This is a genomic window from Paraburkholderia sp. (genome assembly GCF_028283785.1).
In the GTDB taxonomy this organism is placed as follows: domain Bacteria; phylum Pseudomonadota; class Gammaproteobacteria; order Burkholderiales; family Burkholderiaceae; genus Paraburkholderia.
Genome location: NZ_JAPWKB010000012.1, coordinates 329,370 through 353,854, shown reverse-complemented (window position 1 = coordinate 353,854; position 24,485 = coordinate 329,370). Strand labels below are relative to the sequence as shown.

General features: G+C 62.5%; 23 protein-coding genes. 15 read left to right on the top strand and 8 right to left on the bottom strand.

What is annotated here, in order from left to right:
• The first annotated feature begins 49 nt into the window (after positions 1-49).
• The 4 genes from PW947_RS13325 to hslU all read left to right on the top strand — a co-directional run bounded on the left by PW947_RS13325 (position 50) and on the right by hslU (position 4,437).
• Entirely contained in the window at positions 50-1,150 is a 1,101-nt protein-coding gene (locus PW947_RS13325) for a GTP-binding protein (protein WP_299632796.1), read from the top strand.
• A 643-nt stretch (positions 1,151-1,793) separates the two neighbouring features.
• Entirely contained in the window at positions 1,794-2,213 is a 420-nt protein-coding gene (dksA, locus tag PW947_RS13320; RefSeq protein ID WP_299632795.1) for an RNA polymerase-binding protein DksA, read from the top strand.
• A 325-nt stretch (positions 2,214-2,538) separates the two neighbouring features.
• On the top strand, positions 2,539-3,075 hold the full coding sequence (hslV, locus tag PW947_RS13315; RefSeq protein ID WP_299632794.1) for an ATP-dependent protease subunit HslV: 537 nt from the start codon (positions 2,539-2,541) through the stop codon (positions 3,073-3,075).
• Positions 3,076-3,090: 15 nt separating this feature from the next.
• Positions 3,091-4,437: an ATP-dependent protease ATPase subunit HslU gene (gene hslU, locus PW947_RS13310; RefSeq protein WP_299632793.1), complete on the top strand. Its 1,347-nt coding sequence runs from the start codon at positions 3,091-3,093 to the stop codon at positions 4,435-4,437.
• A gap of 98 nt (positions 4,438-4,535) precedes the next feature.
• Here the strand turns inward: hslU and PW947_RS13305 are convergent, their stop codons facing one another.
• Both PW947_RS13305 and PW947_RS13300 read right to left on the bottom strand, forming a co-directional pair.
• Complete coding sequence (locus PW947_RS13305; RefSeq protein ID WP_299632792.1) at positions 4,536-5,078, bottom strand: response regulator transcription factor; 543 nt, start codon at positions 5,076-5,078, stop codon at positions 4,536-4,538.
• A complete protein-coding gene (locus PW947_RS13300; protein ID WP_299632791.1) occupies positions 5,075-6,385 on the bottom strand; it encodes an ATP-binding protein in 1,311 nt (436 codons plus the stop codon). The genes PW947_RS13305 and PW947_RS13300 overlap by 4 nt, the downstream gene beginning before the upstream one ends.
• Positions 6,386-6,484: 99 nt before the next feature.
• Here PW947_RS13300 and PW947_RS13295 point away from each other — a divergent pair, with 99 nt between their 5' ends.
• On the top strand, positions 6,485-8,107 hold the full coding sequence (locus tag PW947_RS13295; protein WP_299632790.1) for a tetratricopeptide repeat-containing glycosyltransferase family protein: 1,623 nt from the start codon (positions 6,485-6,487) through the stop codon (positions 8,105-8,107).
• A gap of 48 nt (positions 8,108-8,155) precedes the next feature.
• Here PW947_RS13295 and PW947_RS13290 read toward each other — a convergent pair whose 3' ends face one another.
• Positions 8,156-8,443 carry a cysteine-rich CWC family protein gene (locus tag PW947_RS13290; RefSeq protein WP_299632789.1) on the bottom strand — a complete coding sequence of 96 codons (288 nt, stop codon included), beginning with the start codon at positions 8,441-8,443 and terminating at the stop codon, positions 8,156-8,158.
• Positions 8,444-8,658: 215 nt separating this feature from the next.
• On the opposite strand from PW947_RS13290, the gene argB reads away from it, so the two are divergent.
• The 7 genes from argB (at position 8,659) to PW947_RS13255 (ending at position 15,702) form a co-directional block, all read left to right on the top strand.
• A complete protein-coding gene (argB, locus tag PW947_RS13285; protein ID WP_299632788.1) occupies positions 8,659-9,558 on the top strand; it encodes an acetylglutamate kinase in 900 nt (299 codons plus the stop codon).
• Between the two features lie 106 nt (positions 9,559-9,664).
• Positions 9,665-10,459 (top strand): pyrimidine 5'-nucleotidase, encoded by a 795-nt coding sequence (locus tag PW947_RS13280; protein WP_299632787.1) that lies wholly within the window; start codon positions 9,665-9,667, stop codon positions 10,457-10,459.
• On the top strand, positions 10,423-11,106 hold the full coding sequence (gene slmA, locus PW947_RS13275) for a nucleoid occlusion factor SlmA (RefSeq protein ID WP_299632786.1): 684 nt from the start codon (positions 10,423-10,425) through the stop codon (positions 11,104-11,106). Before PW947_RS13280 ends, slmA begins: the two co-directional genes overlap by 37 nt.
• A gap of 353 nt (positions 11,107-11,459) precedes the next feature.
• Positions 11,460-12,605 carry a homoserine O-acetyltransferase gene (locus tag PW947_RS13270; protein ID WP_299632785.1) on the top strand — a complete coding sequence of 382 codons (1,146 nt, stop codon included), beginning with the start codon at positions 11,460-11,462 and terminating at the stop codon, positions 12,603-12,605.
• Entirely contained in the window at positions 12,602-13,210 is a 609-nt protein-coding gene (gene metW / locus PW947_RS13265; protein WP_299632784.1) for a methionine biosynthesis protein MetW, read from the top strand. Before PW947_RS13270 ends, metW begins: the two co-directional genes overlap by 4 nt.
• Positions 13,211-13,234: 24 nt before the next feature.
• Positions 13,235-14,629, top strand: a complete 1,395-nt coding sequence (locus tag PW947_RS13260) for an AmpG family muropeptide MFS transporter (protein ID WP_299632783.1) — start codon at positions 13,235-13,237, stop codon at positions 14,627-14,629.
• Positions 14,560-15,702, top strand: a complete 1,143-nt coding sequence (locus PW947_RS13255) for a M48 family metallopeptidase (protein ID WP_299632942.1) — start codon at positions 14,560-14,562, stop codon at positions 15,700-15,702. The genes PW947_RS13260 and PW947_RS13255 overlap by 70 nt, the downstream gene beginning before the upstream one ends.
• A gap of 94 nt (positions 15,703-15,796) precedes the next feature.
• Here the strand turns inward: PW947_RS13255 and PW947_RS13250 are convergent, their stop codons facing one another.
• The 5 genes from PW947_RS13250 to gatC all read right to left on the bottom strand — a co-directional run bounded on the left by PW947_RS13250 (position 15,797) and on the right by gatC (position 21,153).
• Complete coding sequence (locus tag PW947_RS13250; RefSeq protein WP_299632782.1) at positions 15,797-16,576, bottom strand: exodeoxyribonuclease III; 780 nt, start codon at positions 16,574-16,576, stop codon at positions 15,797-15,799.
• 43 nt (positions 16,577-16,619) lie between these two features.
• Positions 16,620-17,459, bottom strand: coding sequence for a PPK2 family polyphosphate kinase (locus PW947_RS13245; RefSeq protein WP_299632781.1), 840 nt, complete (start codon positions 17,457-17,459; stop codon positions 16,620-16,622).
• Positions 17,460-17,621: 162 nt separating this feature from the next.
• Positions 17,622-19,097: an Asp-tRNA(Asn)/Glu-tRNA(Gln) amidotransferase subunit GatB gene (gatB, locus tag PW947_RS13240; RefSeq protein WP_299632780.1), complete on the bottom strand. Its 1,476-nt coding sequence runs from the start codon at positions 19,095-19,097 to the stop codon at positions 17,622-17,624.
• Positions 19,098-19,099: 2 nt separating this feature from the next.
• Positions 19,100-20,599, bottom strand: a complete 1,500-nt coding sequence (gene gatA, locus PW947_RS13235) for an Asp-tRNA(Asn)/Glu-tRNA(Gln) amidotransferase subunit GatA (RefSeq protein ID WP_299632779.1) — start codon at positions 20,597-20,599, stop codon at positions 19,100-19,102.
• A gap of 254 nt (positions 20,600-20,853) precedes the next feature.
• Positions 20,854-21,153 (bottom strand): Asp-tRNA(Asn)/Glu-tRNA(Gln) amidotransferase subunit GatC, encoded by a 300-nt coding sequence (gene gatC / locus PW947_RS13230; RefSeq protein WP_299632778.1) that lies wholly within the window; start codon positions 21,151-21,153, stop codon positions 20,854-20,856.
• 389 nt (positions 21,154-21,542) lie between these two features.
• On the opposite strand from gatC, the gene PW947_RS13225 reads away from it, so the two are divergent.
• The 3 genes from PW947_RS13225 (at position 21,543) to mreD (ending at position 24,441) form a co-directional block, all read left to right on the top strand.
• Positions 21,543-22,586 (top strand): rod shape-determining protein, encoded by a 1,044-nt coding sequence (locus PW947_RS13225; protein WP_004189550.1) that lies wholly within the window; start codon positions 21,543-21,545, stop codon positions 22,584-22,586.
• Positions 22,587-22,816: 230 nt separating this feature from the next.
• A complete protein-coding gene (mreC, locus tag PW947_RS13220) occupies positions 22,817-23,932 on the top strand; it encodes a rod shape-determining protein MreC (RefSeq protein WP_299632581.1) in 1,116 nt (371 codons plus the stop codon).
• Positions 23,929-24,441, top strand: a complete 513-nt coding sequence (gene mreD, locus PW947_RS13215) for a rod shape-determining protein MreD (RefSeq protein ID WP_299632580.1) — start codon at positions 23,929-23,931, stop codon at positions 24,439-24,441. Before mreC ends, mreD begins: the two co-directional genes overlap by 4 nt.
• Positions 24,442-24,485: the final 44 nt, after the last annotated feature.

Here is a 24,485-nt window from a genome sequence, read left to right as displayed (position 1 = left end):
TCACGACCCGATTTCCAGCATTCGATCCATGCAAACACAGGCGACCAAAATGATCCCAGTCACCATCCTGACCGGCTTTCTCGGCAGCGGTAAAACCACGCTGCTCAAGCGCATCCTGAACGAAAAGCACGGCATGAAGATCGCCGTGATCGAGAACGAGTTCGGCGAAGAAAACATCGACAACGAAATTCTCGTGCAGGACGCCGACGAACAGATCATCCAGATGAGCAACGGCTGCATCTGCTGCACGATTCGCGGCGATCTCGCCCGCGTGCTCGGCGATCTGGCCGCGAAAAAGACCTCGGGCGAACTGGATTTCGACCGCGTGGTGATCGAGACGACCGGTCTCGCGAATCCGGGCCCGGTCGCGCAAACCTTCTTCATGGATAACGAAATCGCCGACCAGTTCCTGCTGGACGCGATCATCACGCTGGTCGACGCGAAGCATGCGAACCACCAGCTCGACGAACACGAAGTGGTGCAGCGTCAGGTCGGTTTCGCCGATCGCCTGTTCGTCACGAAGTCCGATCTGATCGACGAAAAGACGCTCGGCGATCTGCGTCATCGTTTGCTGCACATGAACCCGCGCGCAGCGATCAAGGTCGTCAATTTCGGCGAAGCGGACATCAAGGAAATCTTCGATCTGCGTGGCTTCAACCTGAATTCGAAGCTCGAAATCGATCCGGATTTCCTCGCCGAAGACGACCACGGCCATGCGCACGCGCACAGCCACGCGCATGCGCACGACGAGCACGGCAACACGCACGACCACGCGGATTGCGACCACGATCACGGCGAGTGCGCGCATGAAGGTCACGATCACTCGCACGATCACCATCACGCGCATCACGACGACAAGATCAAGTCGTTCGTGTTCCGCAGCGACCGTCCGTTCGATCCGAACAAGCTGGAAGATTTCCTCGGCGGCATCCTGCAGATCTACGGCGAACGCCTGCTGCGCTATAAGGGCGTGCTGTACATGAAGGGCGTCGATCGCAAGGTCGTGTTTCAGGGCGTCCATCAGATGATGGGCAGCGACCTCGCCGCAAAATGGCAACCTGTCGAAAAGAAAAACAGCAAGATGGTGTTTATCGGCATCGAATTGCCGCAAGACCTGATTACCGACGGTTTGAACGCCTGCCTCGCCTAAGCGTTTTTGATCCTCGGCGGCAAACCGGACGGCCGACGCGACAGCGTCGGCCGTTTTCCATTGCGACGGCCGCCCGCCGGGCTTTACAAGGCCGCGCGCCGAAGCGGGTCAGTGCGCATTTCCCGCCAAATTAGCGCGAAATGCGCGCTAACCCCCACTTCGATGAAAAACGCGTGAAAACCCTGTTGCATTAAACCGTGTACGACCATCGCTTTTTAGCCGTGCGCGCGTTATATTTTCGGGATATTGGCGTGCCGCCTCGGTGAATATTTCGAGTTGCAGTGCCGGATTGTGATTCAGTTACAATACGTGCCCACTGGAGAATGACAACGAATTGCCCGTTTAGCGCGTAGCCCGCGCCGGGCCTGACAGGCGCCGGAAAATCTTGTCCGGAAAGCACGCCGACAAGCTGGTTGGCAGATCGCCTCGACAGGCGCGCCGCCGGTAAGCAATGCCTCGGAACATTCGAAGCTGGTTTCCAGAGGAGTTCGGCCCCGCATTGGCGTCTGGGCGCCCCGCGCGTCAGCGTCACGACAGCCCACCGTCCGTGTTCGCCAGCGCTCTTTGAGCGCCTTCCACATGTCTTTGCGGGCAACACGAAAGTGCGGGCACAGTTTTGCCTCACATTGAAGAAGCAAGCCAGATGACGACGAAACGACTCTTGACTGAAGCCGAAATCCTGAAGATGAGCGACAAGGATTACATGAACGAGGATCAGCTCGCTTTCTTCAAGAACCGGCTCGAACAGCTGCAAGCGGAAATTCTCCGCAATGCAGGCCAGACGACCGAAAACCTCCGTGAAACCGTGATCGTGCCGGATCCGGCCGACCGCGCAACCATCGAGGAAGAGCATGCGCTGGAACTGCGCACGCGCGACCGCGAGCGCAAGCTGCTGAAGAAGGTTCAGCAATCGCTGGCACGCATCGATGCAGGCGACTACGGCTGGTGCGAAGAAACCGGCGAGCCGATCGGCGTTCCGCGTATGCTCGCGCGCCCCACGGCGACGCTGTCGCTGGAAGCGCAGGAACGTCGCGAGTTGCGCCAGAAGCTGTTCGGCGACTGATCGATCTGCGGCGCTCCGCGCGCCCCATCACGCTGCTTCGTTGAAGAGGCGCACGGTAACTCGTGCGCCTTTTTTCTTTTGCATCATCGCGTTTTTCGTCTGCCACCTGTTGATCCCGACACCCCGTCGGACGCGTTTTTGCGCGCGTCCGGTCACCGGGCTCTTGATATGCCCGCGCACGCCCTAAAATAAATCGGACATGCGTTGCACGTGCGCGCGGCCGACGGTGATGTCCAATGTCCGTCGCGCGCCGTCCGCTAATCAGGATTCCGGCGGCCACGTTCCGGCGCGGCCGCGTCCTACCCGTTTTGCAAAAGGAACGCATATGGAGCAATTTCACGGCACGACGATCGTCTCCGTGCGACGCGGCGACAAGGTCGCCCTCGGCGGCGACGGTCAGGTCACGTTGGGCAACATCGTGATGAAAGGCGGCGCGAAAAAAGTCCGGCGCATTTATAACGGCAAGGTGCTGGTCGGCTTTGCGGGCGGCACGGCAGACGCGTTCTCGCTGCTCGACCGTTTCGAAGCGAAACTCGAAAAGCATCAAGGCAATCTGACCCGCGCCGCCGTGGAACTGGCGAAAGACTGGCGCACCGACCGCATGTTGCGCCGGCTGGAAGCCATGCTGATCACCGCCGACGCGCACACCACGCTGGTCATCACCGGCAATGGCGACGTGCTCGATCCGGAAGGCGGCATCTGCGCGATCGGTTCGGGCGGCGCCTATGCGCAAGCGGCGGCCACGGCGCTCGCGGACAACACGGAACTCGATCCGCGCACCATCGTCGAAAAGGCGCTGCAGATTGCCGGCGACATGTGCATCTACACGAACCACAACCGCGTCATCGAGACGATCGAGTAAGGACAAGGACCCACGATGAGCACCATGACCCCTGCCGAGATCGTCTCGGAACTCGACAAACACATCATTGGCCAGAATCGCGCGAAGAAGGCGGTTGCGGTCGCGCTGCGCAACCGGTGGCGTCGCCAGCAGGTCGGCGATCCGTTGCGTCAGGAAATCACGCCGAAGAACATCCTGATGATCGGACCGACGGGCGTCGGCAAGACGGAAATTGCGCGCCGGCTCGCGAAGCTGGCCGACGCGCCGTTCATCAAGATCGAAGCGACCAAGTTCACCGAAGTGGGTTACGTGGGCCGCGACGTAGATAGCATCGTGCGCGACCTGATCGAAATTTCGGTCAAGCAGACGCGTGAAACGGAGATGCGCAAAGTCCGCACCAAAGCGGAAGATCAGGCCGAAGACCGGATTCTCGACATCCTGTTGCCGACCGCGCGCCCGGTGGGTTTCGGTGCGAGCAACAGCACGACCGACACCGCCGACGAAGGCAGCACCACGCGTCAGACGTTCCGCAAGCGCCTGCGCGAAGGCTTGCTGGACGATCGCGAGATCGAACTCGACGTGGAAATGCCGCAAGCGGGCATGGACATCATGGGGCCGCCGGGCATGGAAGACATGACCGAGCAGATCCGTTCGATGTTCGCCAACCTGGGCGGCGGCAAGAAGGCGCGTCGCAAGGTGAAGGTGAAAGAAGCGTTGAAGCTGCTGACCGACGAAGAAGCCGCGAAGATGCTGAACGACGAGGAAGTGAAAACGAAAGCCGTTCAGAACGTCGAGCAGAACGGCATCGTGTTTCTCGACGAAATCGACAAGATCGCGTCGCGCAGCGAAGCGGGCGGCGGTGAAGTGTCGCGTCAGGGCGTGCAGCGCGATCTGTTGCCGCTGGTGGAAGGTACGACGATCAACACCAAGTACGGCATGATCAAGACCGATCACATTCTGTTTATCGCGAGCGGCGCGTTTCATCTGGCCAAGCCGAGCGACCTGATCCCGGAACTGCAAGGCCGATTCCCGATTCGCGTCGAACTGGATTCACTGTCGGTGAAAGATTTCGAGTCGATCCTGGTCTCGACCGACGCGAGCCTCGTCAAGCAATACCAGGCGCTCCTCGCAACGGAAGACGTGCATCTGGATTTCGCCGAAGACGGCATTCGTCGTCTGGCCGAGATTGCGTACTCGGTGAACGAAAAGACGGAGAACATCGGTGCACGTCGTCTGTACACCGTGATCGAAAAGCTGCTCGAAGATATCTCGTTCTCGGCGGGTAATCACGCCGGCACGCCGGTCACGATCGACGCGGCGTACGTGAACAAGGCGCTCAACGAAGTCGCGGACGACGAAGATCTGTCGCGCTACGTGCTGTAAAAAGCCGCAGAACATCGCTGCAAACAAAAACGGGCGATCTCGCAAGAGATCGCCCGTTTTGCATCGGCGGACCGCTGACGCGGCACACCACTGAAGCCTTATTGCTTGACCGGCCGCTTCGCCAGCTTCCGCTGCAAGGTCCGGCGGTGCATGTTGAGCGCACGCGCAGTCGCGGAAATATTCCCCTGATGCTCGGCGAGCACGCGCTGAATATGTTCCCACTCCAGACGCGCGACCGACAGCGGCGTCGGATGCTCGATCGCCTCGTCGGCCTGCAACGCGCTGGCCTCGGTCTGCAACGCGGCAAGAATGGTTTCGACGTTCGCCGGCTTGGCCAGATAGTTGTCCGCGCCGTCCTTCACCGCCTGCACAGCCGTCGCGATACTCGCGTAACCCGTCAGCACCAGCATCCGTGCATCCGGCTGCAATTCCCGCAGCGGCGCCACCAGATTCAAGCCGGAGTCGTTCCCCAGATGCAGATCCACCGTGATCTGCCCAAACTTCTGCTGATTGGCGAGCTTGATCGCCTGCTCAGCGTTATGCGCCTCCGCCACGGTGTATCCGCGACGCGTCAAACCGCGCGCAAGAATTCCGGAGAACACATCGTCGTCGTCGATCACCAGAAAATTCATGTCGCTCATGCCTGTTTCTCCGTATTGGATGATGCGGCGCCGCTTGTGGCCGCGCCTGAAGATTCGCGGGCCGCGATCGGCAACCGCAGCAGCGCGCGCGTGCCGCGCGGCAGGATATCGCTGACGTCCGTCAGTTCGATCGAGCCGTGCAGCCGCGCCGCCGCAGAAAATGCGAGATACAAGCCGACGCCATGACCGCCTTGAGTGCTGTCGACCGGCATCGACCCGAGCGTGCTGCGCAACGACGGCGGAATGCCCGGCCCGGCGTCGCACACTTCAAACTCGAAAAAATCCGTTTGCGCGGAAATCCGCGCGGCGAGCGTCACGTGATCGCGGCTCGCGCGTGCAGCGTTATCGAGCAGGATCGTCAGGATCTGGCTGACCGCCACCGTGTCGTCGAGGACCACACCATCGGGCGGCGTACCGATCAGCTCGAACTTCACGTGCGGATGACGCAATCGCCATTGTTCCGCGAACGATTCGAGCCATTCGTCGACGGTTTCGCGCATCACTTCCGTCGACGCGCGGATGCGCAATCGCGCCAGCGCCGACTTGCACAAGCCCATCTGCTGTTCGAGCAGATCGAAATCCGCCGCGTACGCCGCGAGATTCCTGTCGCTGCGCGCGGCGTCGCGCAACTCCTCCGCCAGCATCGCAATCGTCGACAGCGGTGTGCCGATCTCATGCGCGACCGTCGCGGCCTGCACGCCGAGCGCAACCGCGCGTTCGTCGCGCAGCAAACGCTGTTGCGCGTAGCCGAGCGCGGCATCGCGTTGCCGCAATGCGCCCGACATCCGCGCGACGAACCATGCGATCAGGCCGACGCTGACCATGAAGTTCACGTACATGCCCGCGCGATAGTAATCGAACAGATTGGCGGGATTGTCGAGATTCAGCGGCACGGATTCGGAGCCGAGCACCGCGTAACACGCGACCGCGAACGCCGCGAGCCACACCATGTATTGCCACGGCAACACGGCGGCGGCGATCGCCAGCGACGGCAGATACAGCGACACGAACGGATTGGTCGTGCCGCCCGACAAAAACAGCAGCGCCGACAGCGAGCCCAGATCGACCCACAATTGCCCGAACAATTCGAGATTCGACTCGGGCCGCTGACGCAACACGCGCAACCACGTCATCGCATTGAACGCGGCTTCAAGCCCGATCACGAGCAACATCGCGGGCAGCGGCAAGTGCACGCCGAAGAAGATCTGGACGCACGCGATCGTCACCAGCTGGCCGATGATCGCCAGGCTGCGCAGCCAGAACAGATGACCGAGATTGACCCGGCCGGTAGTGGTTATCCGATGCATGGCGCCAGTTTACCTGTTCAGACTTATCCGAAGTACTCTGACGAACAGCGCCGGTAGCATCTTCCGTCTCCTATTGGACACAATCGCCGGGATCGTTACATGGCTTTTTCCGCTTCCGCCTCCCCTGCCGGCACGCCCGGCTGGCCTGAGTTTCTCGCGTTTTTACAGCATGCGGCGCAGGCAAAAAGCCGTGACGACGCGCAGGCTTCGGCCCGGTTTCTCGACTCGGCGGCCGCCATTTTTCCACTCGATGATGCGTCGATCGGGCAGCACATGCTCGATCTGCTGATCGCGCGCCGCTGCGACGATGCGATCGCGCTTGCCGCCGCGCTCGAAACGCTCGAACCGGAACGCGCGTTCGCCAGCTTCCGGCTCGGCTACGCGTTGCAGACGTCGGATCGGCATGACGAATCGATCGCGCCGTTCCGGCGGGCGATGGCGCTCGATCCGTCGGTGCCGTCGCTGCGCGCACGCCTCGCCGCCGCGCTCGGAATCTGCCGGATCGATCCGGCCGAACAGGTCGACCTGCTACGACAGGCGCTCGCCGACGATCCGCTCGACATCGATGCGTTGACCAATCTCACCGGTGCATGCCGCTTCGCGATGGATCTGGACGGCGCGCTCGACGCGGGTGAACGCGCGGTGTCGCTCGCGCCGGACAATCCGCTCGCGCTGAATAACTACGCGCTCGCGCTGAAGGAAGCGCAGCGCTGGGACGACGCCGAGCGCGTCGCGCAACACGCGCTCGACGTCTCGCCCGCCGATCCCGCCATGCACATGAACCGCGCGGTGTTGCATCTGGTTCGCGGCGACTATGCACGCGGCTGGTCCGAGCACGAGGCGCGCTGGCAGGGATCGTCGGAGCTGGGCGGCAAACGGCCGGCGTTCGCTGCGCCGAGCTGGCACGGCGAATCGCTCGCCGGCAAGACCTTGCTGTTGTGGGGCGAACAGGGGATCGGCGACGTCCTGCAATTTTGCCGCTTTGTGCCCGCGCTCGCGGACATCGTGCATCGCCAGGGCGGCAAACTCGTGTGGACGTCGTTTCCACAGATGGGCGCGTTGCTCACGCGCTGCTTCGGCGGTTGCATCGATGGCTATTCGACCGCGTCGAGCATCAAAACCGCACCGCCGTGCGACTACCAGATCCCGCTGATGAGTGTGCCGATGGTGCTCGGCGTCCGGGTCGATACGCTTGCCGCCCAGCCGCGCTATCTTCAGGCGGATAGTGACGCGGTCGCCGCGTGGCGTACACGTCTCCACGACGAAACACGGCTGAAAGTCGGGCTGACCTGGACCGGCAGCCGTGACCATCAGCGCAATCCGTTTCGGCGCGTCGGCTGGGAGCGGTATGCGGACGCGTTTCGCGGCATCGGCAACGTGGCGTTCTATTCGCTGCAACCGGGCGAACGCGCCGGCTTGCCGATCGTCGATTTCACGGGCGAATTTCACAGTCTCGACGACACCGCCGCGTTCGTCGAGTCGCTCGATCTGGTGATTACCGTGTGTACGTCGGTCGCGCATCTGAGCGGGGCGCTCGGGTGTCGAACGTGGGTATTGCTGGACACCAACCCGCACTGGACCTGGTTGCTCGATCGGGCCGACAGCCCGTGGTATCCGTCCGCGACGCTCTACCGGCAGGCCCGATTCGCCGACTGGACGCGCGTGCTGGCGGATGTCGCGCGGGATCTGAGGGTTCTCGCCGACGCGAAACACGCCGGGTAGGCGTGGCCGCCCGCCGACGAACGCCGGCGCCACGACCTGCGGCCCGTTTCAGCCTTTCCCACCCGGCGGCGCACTCGCGCCGCCCGCCGCCTTGGCTCGCGCGATTTCGCCGGCCAGGCATTCCGGACACAGACAGCTGCCGCCTGCCGCGAGCCGTTCGGTAGGCAACGCGGGCATCGACTGGCACCAGCACGCCGACGGCTGCGTGCGCATCCCGCAGTCGAACACCGCGCGGCATTGCGGACAGCGCGCGCTCGACGCGGCGTCGGCGCAAGCGGCGGTATTGCCGGAGCAGGCGGACTGGGAGGGAACGGGAGAAACATCGGTCGGGTTCATCGAAGCGACTCCGCGATGCTGTGGCGTAGCGGAAATGATGCCACGACTTGCCGCGCCTTACATTTCACTACCGGTTGGAGCGGCGGCGGGCCTCGGCGGGCCTCACGAAAGCCACGTTCGCGGCGACGCGTTTCGCCTCGGCAAAAACCCTGTTGCGCCGCGCCAGCCGTGTACAATTCGCCGTGTTTTCTTTGTCCAGTGCAGAGCCTGCCGCCATGTCCGAGCTTCCCGACCTTTCGCAGATTGCGCCCACCCTGAAGGCTGAAATTCTGGCCGAGGCGCTGCCCTACATTCGCCAATATCACGGTAAAACCGTCGTGATCAAATACGGCGGCAATGCAATGACCGAAGAGCGTCTGAAGCAAGGCTTCGCGCGCGACGTCATCCTGCTGAAGCTGGTCGGTATCAATCCGGTCATCGTCCACGGCGGCGGTCCGCAAATCGACCAGGCGCTGAAGAAGATCGGCAAGCAAGGCACCTTTATCCAGGGCATGCGCGTCACCGACGAAGAGACGATGGAAGTCGTCGAATGGGTGCTGGGCGGCGAAGTGCAGCAAGACATCGTCACGCTGATCAACCACTTCGGCGGCCAGGCGGTCGGCTTGACCGGCAAGGACGGCGGCCTGATCCACGCTCGCAAGATGCTGATGCCGGATCGCGACAATCCCGGCCAGTACGTCGATATCGGCCAGGTCGGCGAAGTCGAAGCCATCAACCCGGCGGTCGTCAAGGCGTTGCAGGACGACGCGTTCATTCCGGTCATTTCGCCGATCGGTTTCGGCGAAGACGGTCTGTCGTACAACATCAACGCGGATCTGGTCGCGGGCAAGCTGGCGGTCGTGCTGAACGCCGAAAAGCTCGTGATGATGACCAATATTCCCGGCGTGATGGACAAGTCCGGCACGCTGCTGACCGACCTGTCCGCGCGCGAAATCGACGGCCTGTTCGAAGACGGCACGATCTCCGGCGGCATGCTGCCGAAAATCTCGTCGGCGCTCGACGCGGCCAAGAGCGGCGTGCGTTCGGTGCACATCATCGACGGCCGGATCGAACATTCGGTGCTGCTCGAAATTCTCACCGACCAGCCGTTCGGCACGATGATCCGCTCCCACTGAGCGGCGCGGGTCTCGCATCCGTTGCAGATCCGGAATGGCGCACGCGGCAACCAGCTGCGTGCGCCGTTTTCGCAAATGCGACGACCACACTCCCATCCGGTCTTCCATGCGCACGCCTTTGTCCAAACGTCGCCGGCCGCATTTCGCGGGCGGCAGTCCAGTGTGGCTGTTCGATCTCGACAACACGCTGCACCATGCATCGCACGCCATTTTCCCGGCGATCAATCAGGCGATGACGCAATACATCATCGACTCGCTGCAAGTGGAGCGCGACGAAGCCAACCGTCTGCGAACCGGCTACACGCAGCGTTACGGCGCGGCCTTGCTGGGCCTCGCGCGGCATCATCCGATCGATCCGCACGACTTCCTCAAGGTTGTCCACACATTCCCCGATCTGCCCGCGATGCTGCGTAGCGAACGCGGTCTCGCGCGGCTGATCGCGTCGTTGCCGGGCCGCAAGATCGTGCTGACCAACGCGCCCGAAGTCTATGCGCGCGCGGTGATGGCGGAACTGGGCATCGAGCGGCTGTTCGAGCGCGTGATCGCGATCGAGCACATGCGCGACCGGCGCGCGTGGCGCGCAAAACCCGATCCGCTGATGCTGCGGCGCGCGATGCGCGAGGCGCGTGCGCCGTTGTCCGACGCGATACTGGTCGAGGACACGCGAAGCCATCTGAAACACTACAAGAAGCTCGGCATCCGCACGGTGTGGATCGTCGGACACCTGCCGCGCAAGGCGCACGCCGACGGCATTCCGACGCGCCTGCCCGGCACCGGGCGGCCGCACTATGTCGATCAACGCATTCGTTCGTTAAAATCGCTAAGACTGGGCACCCGCTCGGTGCGCCTGAAGGGACGACACACATGCAGCCGATCGACAAGCACGACGACGAGGCCGTAGCAGAAGACCCGCACGCGGCGCGCGCCGCCGCACCGCGCACGCCGCGCCTGAAGCCGGGCGAACGCCGCGTGCATATCCTTCAGACGCTTGCGTCGATGCTCGAAACGCCGAAGAGCGAAAAGATCACCACGGCGGCGCTCGCCGCGCGGATCGGCGTATCGGAAGCGGCGCTGTACCGCCATTTCGCCAGCAAGGCGCAGATGTTCGAAGGCCTGATCGAGTTCATCGAAAAAACCATTTTCGGGCTGATCAACCAGATCGCCGCGAGCGAACCGAACGGCGTGCTGCAAGCGCGTTCGATCACGCTGATGCTGCTCAACTTCCCCGCGAAAAATCCCGGCATGACGCGCGTGCTGACCTGCGAAGCGCTGGTCGGCGAACACGAACGGCTCACCGAACGCGTCAACCAGATGCTCGAACGGGTCGAAGCTTCGTTGAAGCAATGTCTGCGTGTCGCATTGATGGACGCAAAGGCGCAGCCGCAACCCGAGCATGTCGTGCCGCTGCCGCCCGACTACGATCCGGCGTTGCGCGCGAGTCTGTTGATGAGCTACGTGATCGGCCGATGGCACCGGTATGCGCGCAGCGGCTTCACCCGCCAGCCGTCCGAACACGCCGATGCGCAATTGCGACTTATCCTGCAATAGCCCGCCATAACTCGCCATAAGCCGCTAAAAGTCGCTGCATTCGGTGGGTTTGGCGCCCGCATCGCGCGTCGCCCCGACGCAGCCGCGACAGATTTTCCGCTATACTTTGACGCTCATCGACGTACCGGATGCAGCCTGCTGCATCGCGCTGTACGCATGCCGTACCCCAGATTTACTCATTGACGCGCCGATTTGCTGACTCGATTGCGGGCGCGCGAACCTGCCGGACCTATTGGTCGGCGGTTCACTATAAATGCGGCTAAAGAGGTCGTCAGCCGCGCACATCGTCGTTCCTCCGTGCCTTGCCGAGACCCAGCTTAGCCGCTTCGTTGTTGTCGTTACATGGCGGAAGAATGGAATCGATCGGTATCGTCGCTCCACAAAAAATGCATTTCCCCGAGCCGCTGCGCATGCAGAACGGCAGCCTGCTGACGGGCTACGACCTGATGGTCGAAACCTACGGCACGCTGAACGCCGCGCGTAGCAATGCCGTGCTCGTCTGTCACGCGCTCAACGCGTCGCACCACGTCGCGGGCGTCTATGCGGACGACCCGAAAAACGTCGGCTGGTGGGACAACATGGTCGGCCCGGGCAAACCGCTCGACACCAACCGCTTCTTCGTGATCGGTGTGAACAACCTCGGCTCGTGCTTCGGCTCGACCGGCCCGATGAGCGTCGATCCGTCCACCGGCAAGCCATACGGCGCGAGCTTTCCCGTCGTCACCGTCGAAGACTGGGTCAACGCGCAGGCGCGTCTCGCCGATACCTTCGGCATCGAAAAATTCGCAGCGGTGATGGGCGGCAGTCTGGGCGGCATGCAGGCGCTCGCGTGGAGCCTGATGTATCCGGATCGCGTCGGCCATTGCATCGTCGTGGCGTCCACGCCGAAGCTGTCCGCGCAAAACATTGCATTCAACGAAGTCGCGCGCTCGGCGATCCTGTCGGACCCGGACTTCCACGGTGGCGACTACTACGCGCACGACGTGAAGCCGAAACGCGGCTTGCGGGTCGCGCGCATGATCGGCCACATCACGTATCTGTCCGACGACGACATGGCCGAGAAATTCGGCCGCGCGCTGCGTCGCGCGGAAGGCGCGGTCGACGCATACAACTTCAACTTCGACGTCGAATTCGAAGTGGAATCGTATCTGCGCTATCAGGGCGACAAGTTCGCCGACTACTTCGACGCAAACACCTATCTGCTGATCACCCGCGCGCTCGATTACTTCGATCCCGCCAAAGCGTTCGACGGCGATCTGACCACCGCGCTCGCGCACACCAAAGCGAAGTATCTGGTCGCCAGCTTTTCGACCGACTGGCGCTTTGCGCCCGCGCGCTCGCGCGAACTCGTGAAAGCGTTGCTGAATCACAAGCGCCAGGTCACGTACGCGGAAATCGACGCACCACACGGGCATGACGCGTTCCTGCTCGACGACGCGCGCTATCACAACCTGATGCGCGCCTATTACGAACGAATTGCCGACGAGGTCAACGCATGAACCAGCGCGCTCTCGATTATCTGGCGATGCGCCCGGACTTCCGCGCGATCGCCCGCTGGGTGGAACCGCGCGCGACCGTGCTCGATCTCGGTTGCGGCGACGGCTCGCTGCTGTCGTTGCTGACCGAAGAACTGGACGTCGCCGGCTACGGCATCGAAATCAACGACGCGGGCGTGCTCGCCTCCACGCGAAAAGGCGTCAACGTCATCCAGCAAAATCTGGAAGACGGCCTGCGCCTGTTCGAAGACGGCAGCTTCGATTTCGCGATCCTGTCACAAACGTTGCAAACCATTCATCAAACCGCCGCGATCCTGCGCGAGACGGTTCGGGTGGGCAAGGAATGCATCGTGTCGTTTCCGAATTTCGGCTACTGGTCGCATCGTCTTGCGGTGTTGCAGGGCCGCATGCCGGTGTCGAAATCGTTGCCTTATCAATGGCACAACACGCCGAACGTGCGGGTGCTGACCATCAAGGACTTCGAGGCGCTCGCGCCGGAAGTCGGCATCGAGATTCTCGACCGGGTCGTGCTGCATGGCGGTCAGGTGGTGCGTTGGGGCGAGAACTGGCGTGGTAGTCTTGCGGTCTATCGCGTCAAGAAAAGCTAACTCCAGCACACACGAAGCAACCACATGTCGAACCCGCCGCACGAGGCGCCCGCTCTTAACGCTCACGAAGAGCATCCCGGCTGGCGTGCGTTTCTGAATAAACACATGCTGATCTGCGTCTTCCTCGGCTTTACGTCGGGGTTGCCGCTTTTCACGCTCGTCTATCTGGTGCAAGCGTGGCTGCGCTCGGAAGGCGTCAATCTGAAAGAGATCGGCCTGTTTGCGCTGATCCAGTTTCCGTATACGTGGAAGTTCGTGTGGGCGCCGCTGATGGACCGCTACATGCCGCGCTTCCCCGGATGGCGTCCCGGCCGACGGCGCGGCTGGATGCTGGTCACGCAGGTTCTGGTGGCCGGCGCGATTGCATCGTTGGGATTCGTGTCGCCGCGTGACGCGATCTGGAGCGTCGCCGCGCTGACCGCGCTGGTCGCATTTTTCGGTGCAAGCCAGGACATCGTGATCGACGCGTACCGTCGCGAACTGCTGACCGATACGCAGCAAGGTCTCGGCAACGCGGTTCATGTGAACGCGTACAAGATCGCGGCGCTGGTGCCCGGCTCGCTCGCATTGATCCTGTCCGACCATCTGCCGTGGTCCACGGTGTTTATCGTGACGGCCGCCTTCATGGTTCCCGGCATGGTGATGACCTTGCTCGTCAAGGAACCGGAAGTGCGGGGCGTGCCGCCGAAGAATCTGCGTGAAGCGATCACCGAACCATTCCGCGAATTCATTCTGCGCGACGGCTGGCGCGGCGCGCTGTTCGTGCTCGGCTTCATCTTCCTGTACAAGCTCGGCGACACGATGGCGACCACGCTGTCCACGTCGTTCTTTCTCGATATCGGCTTTTCGCGCACGCAGATCGGCGTGATCGCGAAAACCACCGCGTTCGGCGCGAGTCTCGCGGGCGGCATTATCGGCGGTATCTGGCTGATGAAGATCGGCATCGGGCGCGGCTTGTGGATTTTCGGCGGTCTGCAGATGGTGTCGACGCTCGGCTTCGCATGGCTCGCGCATCTCGGCCCGAACTCGCCGGGCCTGACGGCGATCTTCGACATCGCAGTCGGGATCAGTCACGGCACGACGTGGCTGCTGTCGCTGATCGGCGTGAACTGGTCGGTCGAACTCGATCCGAAATTGGTCGCGCTTGCGCTGGTGTACGGCTTCGAAACCTTCGCGACCGGGCTGACGCTGTCGGCGTTCACCGCGTATATCGCCAGCACCACCGACCCGCGTTATACCGCGACGCAATTCGCGCTATTCACGAGCCTCGCGTCGGTGCCGCGCACGCTGGCGTCGGCGGCGAGCGGCTTCGTCGTCGCACAGATCGGCTGGTTCGATTACTTCATCGTCTGTACCGCACTCGCGTTGCCCGGCATGCTGCTGTTATTGCGCATCGCTCCGTGGAGGGCGCAGCCGTGAAGCTTCAGACCGTCTTGACGCTCACCGGCGTCAGCCTCGCGTTTGCCGCGTTCGACACCTGGGGCGCGGCCGCGACCTCCGCGCCGGTTTCATCGTCGGCCGCGACGCCTGTCACGACATCCGGCAGCGCGGCCACGCCGAACGCGACATCGGCGGCGAATCCGAACGTAGGCAGCGGCGCGAGCGCGCCTGGTGGAAGTAATGCCGGAAGCGCGCCTGCTTTCACGAATCCGCCGTCGTACAGCCAGAACAACCCGTTTCACTTCGGCAACTACACGGTATTCCGCAACCTGATTCCGTCACCGTTGATGGAAGCGCAGTCTTATGACGAGTTCGCCGAAATCAAACGCGGCGCCGAGCATCAGGACCGCCTCTTTCCGGCCAGCGACGCGCGTGTACAGCGCGTGCGCGAGATCACCGACAAGCTGATCCCGTATTCGCTGAAATGGAACGACCGCACGAAGGTGTGGAAATGGGATATCGCGGTGATCCGTTCATCGGATATCCGCATGTACTGTTTGCCGGGCGGCAAGATCGTCGTGTATAGCGGTCTGCTCGATCGGGTGAAACTGAACGACAACGAGCTTGGGATGTTGCTCGGTCACGAGATCGCGCACGCGCTGCGCGAACATGCGCGCGAGCGCCTCGGCGAGCAGCAGGTCGCGGCGCAACCGGGTTCGCTGTCGTCGCCCGGCGCGATTCCGCAACTGTTCGGCCTCGCCGATCTCGGCGCGCCGGTGCTCGGCATCGGCTCGCAGTTGCTGGAGATGAAATACGAAGGCACCGACGAAACCGAAGCGGACGTGATCGGCAGCGATATCGCGTCGCGCGCGGGTTACGATCCGCGCGCCGCGATCACGCTGTGGGACAAGCTCGCGGCGACCACCCGCGCCGACCGCGACCGCGGCTATATCTACGTGCATCCGTATTCGCCGGCACGTCGGCAGGACATCATGAAGCGTCTACCCGACATGTTGCCGCTGTACGCGAAGGCGTTGGGCCGGTCGGTGGACAGCTTGCCGGATTACGCGGGAATCGGTCGTCCGCGTCGCAAGTCTGCGTTGGGAAACTGAGCGACGCGCATCGCGTCGCAACATCCGGCCATCCAAATGAAAACGCGCCGCGCCGCCGATCAACGGCGACGCGGCGCGTTTTGCTTTTGCGCGATTACTTCTTCAGCGCGTAGTCGTAGTCCATCGTCAGCGGCGCGTGGTCGCTGAACTTGATATCGCGGAACACGTCGGTGCGCTTCGCGGTGCCGGCAATACCCGCCGTCGCGATCTGATAATCGATCCGCCACCCGACGTTCTTCGCATACGCCTGACCGCGATTGCTCCACCACGTGTATTGCTCGGGCCGCTGATCGAGCGTGCGGAACACGTCCACATAACCCACTTCATCGAACAGCTTCGTCAGCCACGCGCGTTCTTCGGGCAGGCAACCGGAGTTCTTCTGGTTGCTTTTCCAGTTCTTGATGTCGATCTCTTTGTGAACGATATTCACGTCGCCGCAGACGATCACTTCGCGCTCTTTCGCCAGTTCGGTCAGATGCGGCATGAACACGTCCATGAACCGGTATTTGGCCTGCTGACGCTCGTCGCCGCTCGACCCCGACGGCACATACACAGAAATCACCGACAGCTTGCCGAAGCGCAATTCCACATAACGGCCTTCGGCGTCGAACTCCTCGCTGCCGAAACCGATCACGACTTCGTCCGGCTCATGACGCGTGTACACGCCCGCGCCGCTGTAGCCTTTTTTCACCGCGTGTTGAAAATAGCCGGTGAAATCGTGCGGCGCCATGAACTCAGGCGTCATGTCGTCTTGCGAGCATTTGATTTCCTGCACGCACAGCACGTCGGCGTTCTGCTCGCCGAACCATTCGAAAAAACCCTTTTTCGAAGCTGACCGGATACCGTTCAGATTTGCGGTAATCACACGCAACATGTCGTTCCTTTTATCGTTGACTGATGATTCTTGCGAAAGGCGGTCACTCGACCACGACTCCTTTCAGCGATTCTTTGGCGGGCGGAAATTCGAGCTTCATTCCCTCGAACGTGCGCAACAGCAATTCGGCGATCATCACGTTGCGATGCGTCTTCGAATCTGCCGGGATCACGTACCACGGCGCGAAACTGGTGGACGTCGCGGCCAGTGCGTCGCGATACGCGTCCTGATATTTCGACCACAGCTTGCGCGCGTCGAGATCGGACACGTCGAATTTCCAGTGCTTGGACGGATCGTCGATACGCGCCTGAAGGCGCGAGCGTTGCTCGTCTTTGGAAATATGCAGCATGCATTTGACAATCGTGGTGCCGCTGTCCACGAGTAGCTTCTCGAAGTTGCGGATATGCAGACAACGCTCGCCGAATGCGTCGGCGTCGAGTTGACCGAGCACGCGCGGCACCAGCAGGTCTTCGTAATGGCTGCGGTTGAAGATGGTCAGCTCGCCCGCGGCAGGCGCCTGCGAATGCACACGCCACAGGAAATCGTGCGCGGCCTCGACCGGCGTTGGCGCCTTGAACGGCACGATACGCAAACCGAGCGGATCGACTTCGTGAAACACTGCGCGGATCGTGCCGTCCTTGCCGCTCGTGTCCATGCCCTGCAACACCAGCAACACGCGACGCACGCGCTGCGCGTGCAGCCGCTCCTGCAGTCCGTCGAGCTTGTCGCCGATCTCCGACAGACGCGCGCGATCGCTGTCTTTCGAGCCGGTGGAAAACGGCTTCACCGACGGATCGAAATCGTCGAGCGAGAACGCGTCGTTCTTCTTGCCTTCGTTGAAGAAGGGCACACGGAAATCGTCGAGATCGGGGATCTTCGCCATGCTGCTCTCCGGGTTCTGCGGCGGCGTTTGCGTGCGATCGCGCGGATCGCACGCAAACGGCGACGCCAAATGAAACGGGCCGTTGCCACGCTCACACTTCCGGCAACGGCCCGTTCGAGCGGCGCGCGTTCAGACCGCGCGCCGTCACCTGCATTACATCGTTCAGGACAATTTCTTCTTCAGCAGCTCATTGACCTGTTGCGGATTGGCCTTGCCCCGGGTCGCTTTCATCGCCTGGCCGATCAGCGCATTGAACGCCTTCTCCTTGCCCGCGCGGAATTCTTCGACCGACTTCGGATTGGCCGCCAGCACGTCGTCGATGATCGCTTCGAGTTCGCCGGTGTCCGAAATCTGCTTCAAACCCTTCGCTTCGATAATGCGGTCCGCAGCGGCGTCGTCGGTGGCTTTCTCTTCCCAGATGGCGACGAAAATTTCCTTCGCGATCTTGTTCGAGATCGTGCCGTCGGCGATACGTTGCAGCAACAGCGAGAGTTGCGTCGCGGAAACCGGGCTGTCCGCGATATCGAGACCGTCGCGATTCGACAGCGACGACACTTCGCCCATCAGCCAGTTCGCCGCGACCTTCGCCTGCGCTTCGCCGGTCTTCGAGACGACTGCCTCGTAATACGCGGCCATCGCCTTGCTCGACGTCAACACGTTCGCGTCGTACGGCGTCAGACCGTATTGCGACACGAAACGCTGCTGGATCGCTTCCGGCAGTTCCGGCATCTCGCCCTTCACGCGCTCGATCCATGCAGCGTCGATCATCAGCGGCATCAGGTCGGGATCGGGGAAATAGCGGTAATCGTGCGCGTCTTCCTTGCTGCGCATCGAGCGCGTTTCACGCTTGTCCGGATCGTACAGACGCGTTTCCTGAACCACCGTGCCGCCGTCTTCGATCAGCTCGATCTGACGACGCACTTCGTATTGAATCGCTTCTTCGAGGAAGCGGAACGAGTTCAGGTTCTTGATCTCCGCGCGCGTGCCGAATTCGGCCTGACCGACCGGCCGCACGGACACGTTCGCATCGCAGCGGAACGAGCCTTCCTGCATGTTGCCGTCGCAGATGCCGAGCCACATCACCAGCGTGTGCAGCGACTTCGCGTAGGCCACGGCTTCCGCCGCGCTGCGCATTTCCGGTTCCGTGACGATTTCGAGCAGCGGCGTGCCGGCGCGGTTCAGGTCGATGCCCGTCATGCCCGCGAAGTCTTCGTGCAACGACTTGCCCGCGTCTTCTTCGAGGTGGGCGCGCGTCAGGTTGATGGTCTTTTCGTACGCATCCTTGCCGGTCTTTTCATTGGCCGGAACCTGGATGGTGACCGTCCCGCCCTGCACCACCGGAATCTCGTACTGGCTGATCTGATAGCCCTTCGGAAGATCCGGATAGAAATAGTTCTTGCGCGCGAAGATGCTGCGCGGCGCGATCGTCGAGCCGATTGCGAGGCCGAAGCGGATCGCGCGTTCGACGGCGCCGCGGTTCATCACCGGCAGCGAGCCGGGCAACGCCAGATCGACCGGGCATGCCTGGGTGTTGGGTTCGGCGCCGAACTGCGTGGCGGCGCCGGAGAAAATCTTCGAGACGGTCGACAGTTGCGCGTGCGTCTCAAGACCGATCACGACTTCCCATTGTTTGGTCATGTTCACACTCCTGCCGGTGCCTTGCGATGCCAGTCGGTCGCGCGCTGGAACGCGTCCGCGACTTGCAGCATCCGGGCTTCATTGAAATAGTTGCCGATGATCTGCAGACCGACCGGACGCTGTGCATTCGCGCCTGCGCCGAAGCCGCACGGCACGCTCATGCCCGGCAAACCGGCGAGGCTCACCGACAGCGTGTAGATGTCCGCGAGGTACATCTGCATTGGATCGTCGCCCTTGGCGCCCAGATCCCACGCCACCGACGGCGCGACCGGTCCCATGATCACGTCGCATTGCTCGAACGCCTGCTGGAAATCCTGCGCGATGATGCGTCGGATTTTTTGCGCTTGCAGGTAGTACGCGTCGTAATAGCCGTGCGACAGCACGTAGGTGCCGACCAGAATGCGTCGCTTCACTTCCGGGCCAAAGCCTTCGGCGCGCGACTTCTTGTACATGTCGAGCAGATCGCGATATTCCGCAGCGCGATGGCCGTAGCGCACGCCGTCGAAGCGTGACAGGTTCGACGAGGCTTCCGCCGGCGCGATCACGTAATAGACGGGAATCGACAGTTCGGTTTTGGGCAGCGTCACGTCGACCAGCGTCGCGCCGAGCGCTTCGTATTGCTTCAGCGCCGCCTGGATGGCCGCGCGAACGTCGTCCGCGAGGCCGTCGCCGAAGTATTCCTTCGGCAAGCCGATACGCAGACCGGCGAGCGGCTTGCCCGCCGTCGCCGCGCCGGTGTCGCCGTTCCAGCGCTGGCCGAGGTGGCGCGTGAAGTCTTCGTCATCGCGCGTGAGGCTGGTCGAATCGTGCCGGTCGAAACCGGCCATCGCGTTGAGCAGCGTGGCGCAATCCGCGGCGGTCTGCGCCATCGGGCCGCCCTGATCCAGCGACGATGCGAACGCGATCATGCCGTAGCGCGACACGCGGCCGTAGGTGGGCTTGATGCCCGTGATGCCGGCAAACGACGCCGGTTGACGGATCGAGCCACCGGTATCGGTGCCGGTTGCGGCGGGCGCGAGGCGCGCGGCCACGGCCGCCGCCGAACCGCCCGACGAACCGCCAGGCACGGCCTTCACGTCCCACGGATTCTGCACCGGACCAAAGTACGAATTCTCATTCGACGAGCCCATCGCGAACTCGTCCATATTGGTCTTGCCGACGCAGACCATGCCCGCGCGCTGCAAGCGCTCGACCACCGTTGCGTCGAACGGGCTGGTGTAGTTTTCGAGCATTTTCGAGCCGGCGGTCGCGCGCCAGCCCTTCGTCACGAACACGTCCTTGTGCGCGACCGGCAGGCCGGCGAGCGGGCCGGCGTGGCCGCTGTGCAGCAACGCGTCGGCGGCTTTGGCCTGCGCGAGCGTCAGTTCGGGATCGACGTGAATGAACGCGTTCAGCGTTTTCGCGGCTTCGATCCGCGTCAGATACGACTGCGCCAGTTCGACTGCGGAGCATTGCTTCGCGTCGAGCGCGGCACGCAGTTCGGTCAAGCTTTTTTCATGCATTGCGTTCTTCCTGAAGAGCGCGACAGCGTGCGAGGACGCTGTCGTGGAGGCATCCGGACTGCCCGCCGGCAAGCCGTGCCCGGCGGCGTGGATGCGTCGTAAGCGGGCCTGTCGGCAGCCCGGTAAGGCGCGGAGACGAATTTGTTACCGATTCAGCGCGAACGTTTGTCGCGCGCCGAGGTCAGCTATTCGGGCCGTTGCCCATCCATCGTGAATCATGCTGAACGACAGGCCGATCATTCATGAACCGAAGACTATTCGATGACCTTGGGCACCAGATACAAACCTTCCTGCACGGCGGGTGCCGGGCGCTGGAAAGCTTCACGTTCTACCGCTTCGGTCACGGCGTCGTCACGCAGACGCAGCGCGACGTCTTCGATCTGTTCGATCGGATGGGCAAGCGGCGCGATGCCGGTGGTATCGACTGCTTGCATCTGCTCGACCAGCCCAAAGAAATCGTTGAGCTGGACAAGCGTGTGTTCGGCGTCGGCGTCGGCCAGTTCGAGCCGCGCGAGGTGGGCGATGCGCTTCACATCGGTCAAGGTCAGAGCCATGCAGTCACCGGAAAGAGTGGTGGACTGCCGCAACGGGAAAAAAACAATGCTGCGACAGCGAGTTACGACGGGGAAGCGAGCCCTCGAAAAAGGGGCCAGCGGTGGCAAAAACTGCCACCCGTTTCCTTCAAATCATCCAAAATTATAAGGTATCATTACGCGTTCGACCCAAACCCGGACCGACTTACCAAGGCCTTTCTGAACATTTCGCACCGGTCGTTCAGATGAGACATCCGGCCTTGCACGGCCTCCGGTGAATTCCCTCGCAGTTTCAAGCCGCTGTGGCACCGCATTCTCGCGGTTGGATCCCGGCTGAAGCTGTTATTTTTTTCCGCTGCCGCCCCGCGCAAACTAGCGCGGCCCCGGCCCCAAGCGAGACAGGATTTTGAATGTTCGGTTTTTTGCGCAGCTACTTCTCCAACGACCTGGCGATTGACCTCGGCACCGCCAACACGCTTATCTACATGCGCGGCAAAGGTATCGTCCTCGACGAACCGTCGGTCGTTTCCATCCGTCAGGAAGGTGGTCCGAATGGCAAGAAGACCATTCAGGCCGTAGGTAAAGAAGCCAAGCAGATGCTTGGCAAGGTGCCGGGCAACATCGAGGCGATTCGCCCCATGAAAGACGGCGTGATCGCCGACTTCACGGTCACCGAGCAGATGATCAAGCAGTTCATCAAGACCGCTCACGAATCGCGCATGTTCTCGCCGTCGCCGCGCATCATCATTTGCGTGCCGTGCGGTTCCACGCAGGTCGAGCGTCGCGCCATCAAGGAAGCGGCTCACGGTGCGGGCGCATCGCAGGTCTACCTGATCGAAGAGCCGATGGCCGCTGCGATCGGCGCGGGCTTGCCGGTGTCGGAAGCAACCGGCTCGATGGTCGTCGATATCGGCGGCGGCACGACGGAAGTCGGCGTGATCTCGCTCGGCGGCATCGTGTACAAAGGTTCGGTGCGCGTGGGCGGCGACAAGTTCGACGAGGCTATCGTCAACTACATCCGCCGCAACTACGGCATGCTGATCGGCGAACAAACCGCTGAAGCAATCAAGAAGGAAATCGGTTCGGCTTTCCCCGGCTCCGAAGTCAAGGAAATGGAAGTGAAGGGCCGCAACCTGTCGGAAGGCATCCCGCGCAGCTTCACGATTTCCAGCAACGAAATCCTCGAAGCGCTGACCGATCCGCTGAACCAGATCGTGTCGTCGGTGAAGATCGCGCTCGAACAGACTCCGCCGGAACTCGGCGCCGACATCGCCGAACGCGGCATGATGCTGACGGGCGGCGGCGCATTGCTGCGCGACCTCGACCGTCTGCTCGCAGAAGAAACCGGTCTGCCGGTGCTCGTCGCCGAAGACCCGCTGACGTGCGTCGTCCGCGGCTCGGGCATGGCGCTCGAACGCATGGACAAGCTCGGCAGCATCTTCTCGTACGAGTAAGCGAGCCGTCTTCATGTCAGTAGCGCGGATCGGACGGCAGGCCGCTTCTGGGCGGACCCCTTGCGGGTCGGCAATCCAGATGGCCGCCGGACTGGCTTCAGGACCGGCGTCAGTCACGCAGACCCTTCGCGGGTCTGTTTCCGTCTGGCTGGCCGGACCAGCCGCCGCGCACTGAGCGCGCCCCGCCGCGCCGCTGTCTCACCCAACCGCTCACGCCCCCGGCGCCGACCATGGAATACAGTCCGCCGCCCCTGTTCAAGCAAGGCCCCTCCGCGCTCGCACGGCTTATCGTTCTCGTGCTGGTTGCGCTCGTCCTGCTGATCTCCGATGCCCGCTTCCGTACGCTCGAAATCGTGCGCGGCGTGCTTGGCGCGGGCCTTTATCCGCTGCAACGCGCGGCGCTCGTGCCGCGCGACATCTTCATGGGCGCGGCCGATCTCGCCGTGACCAGCGCCACCCTGCGTGGCGAAAACGACAAGCTGCGCGCCAAAGATCTGCAACTGTCCGTGCAGGCCAATACCGCTGCCGAAGTCTCCGCTGAAAACGCACATCTGCGCGCGTTGTTGCAGTTGTCGCAACGCATCGCCACGCAAACCATTCCGGCCGAAATCCAGTACGACACGCGCGACCCGTTCACGCAGAAAGTCGTGATCGGACGTGGCGGGCAACAAGGCATCAGCAACGGTTCACCGGTCGTCAACGAAGACGGCGTGATCGGTCAAATCACCCGCGTGTTTCCGATGCAAGCCGAAGTCACGCTGCTGACCGACAAGGATCAGGCCGTGCCCGTGCAGATCGTACGCACTGGCTTGCGCAGCGTGATCTACGGTACGCCGAAGGGCGACACCCTCGATCTGCGTTTCGTGCCGATCAGCGCCGACGTCGTCGCGGGTGACGAACTCGTGACGAGCGGACTCGACGGCGTGTATCCGCCCGGTTTGCCGGTTGCGAAAGTCGTGCGCGTGGACAAACAGGCCGATACCGCGTTTGCACGCGTGATCTGTCTGCCGGTTGCCGCTGTGCGTGGCGCGCGTCAGTTGCTGGTGCTGCACTTCCAGAACGACGTACCGCCGCGCCCCGCCGACGAACCCGACGCCGCCACCGTGGCGAAGTCGAAGAAGGCGGCAGCCAAAGGCGCGGACAAGAACGCCAAAGCAGGCGCCGCGCAGCCCACGTCGGGCGCAGCGCCTGCTGCGGCTTCCGCGGCTACGGCCGCGACGGCGACGGCGGCAAAACCCGCCGCCAAACCGGCCGCGCCGGAGAAAAAGCCGGCCGGCAAATCCGCCGCTGCTGAAAAAAACGCTGAAAAGAACACCGCGAAGGCCGCGCAGGGGGCGAAGCCATGAACCGCCCGCAATACATCCTGCAACCGGTCAACCCGTACTTCATCGCGTTCAGTCTCGCCGCCGCGTTCCTGTTGAACCTGATGCCGTGGGGACGTCTACTCGGCGTGCCCGATTTTGTCGCGCTCGTGCTGCTGTTCTGGAACGTGCACCAGCCGCGCAAAGTCGGCATGGGCATCGCGTTCTTTCTCGGTTTGCTGATGGACGTGCACAACGCCAGTCTGCTCGGCGAACATGCGCTCGCGTACACGCTGCTGTCGTACGGTGCAATCACGATTCACCGCCGCGTGCTGTGGATGTCGATCGGCGTGCAGATGTTCGCCGTGATGCCGTTGCTGGTGGTCGCGCAACTCGTGCCGTTCGTGATCCGTCTGCTGACGGGCGCCGCATTTCCAGGGTGGGGTTATCTGATCGACGGCTTCGTCGAAGCGGTATTGTGGCCTATCACGAGCATTTTGCTGTTGATGCCGCAACGCCGTCCGGCCGACCCCGACGACACCCGCCCCATTTAAGCGCGGCGCGCGCATCGGGACCGGCCATGAACGCGCAACCGCGT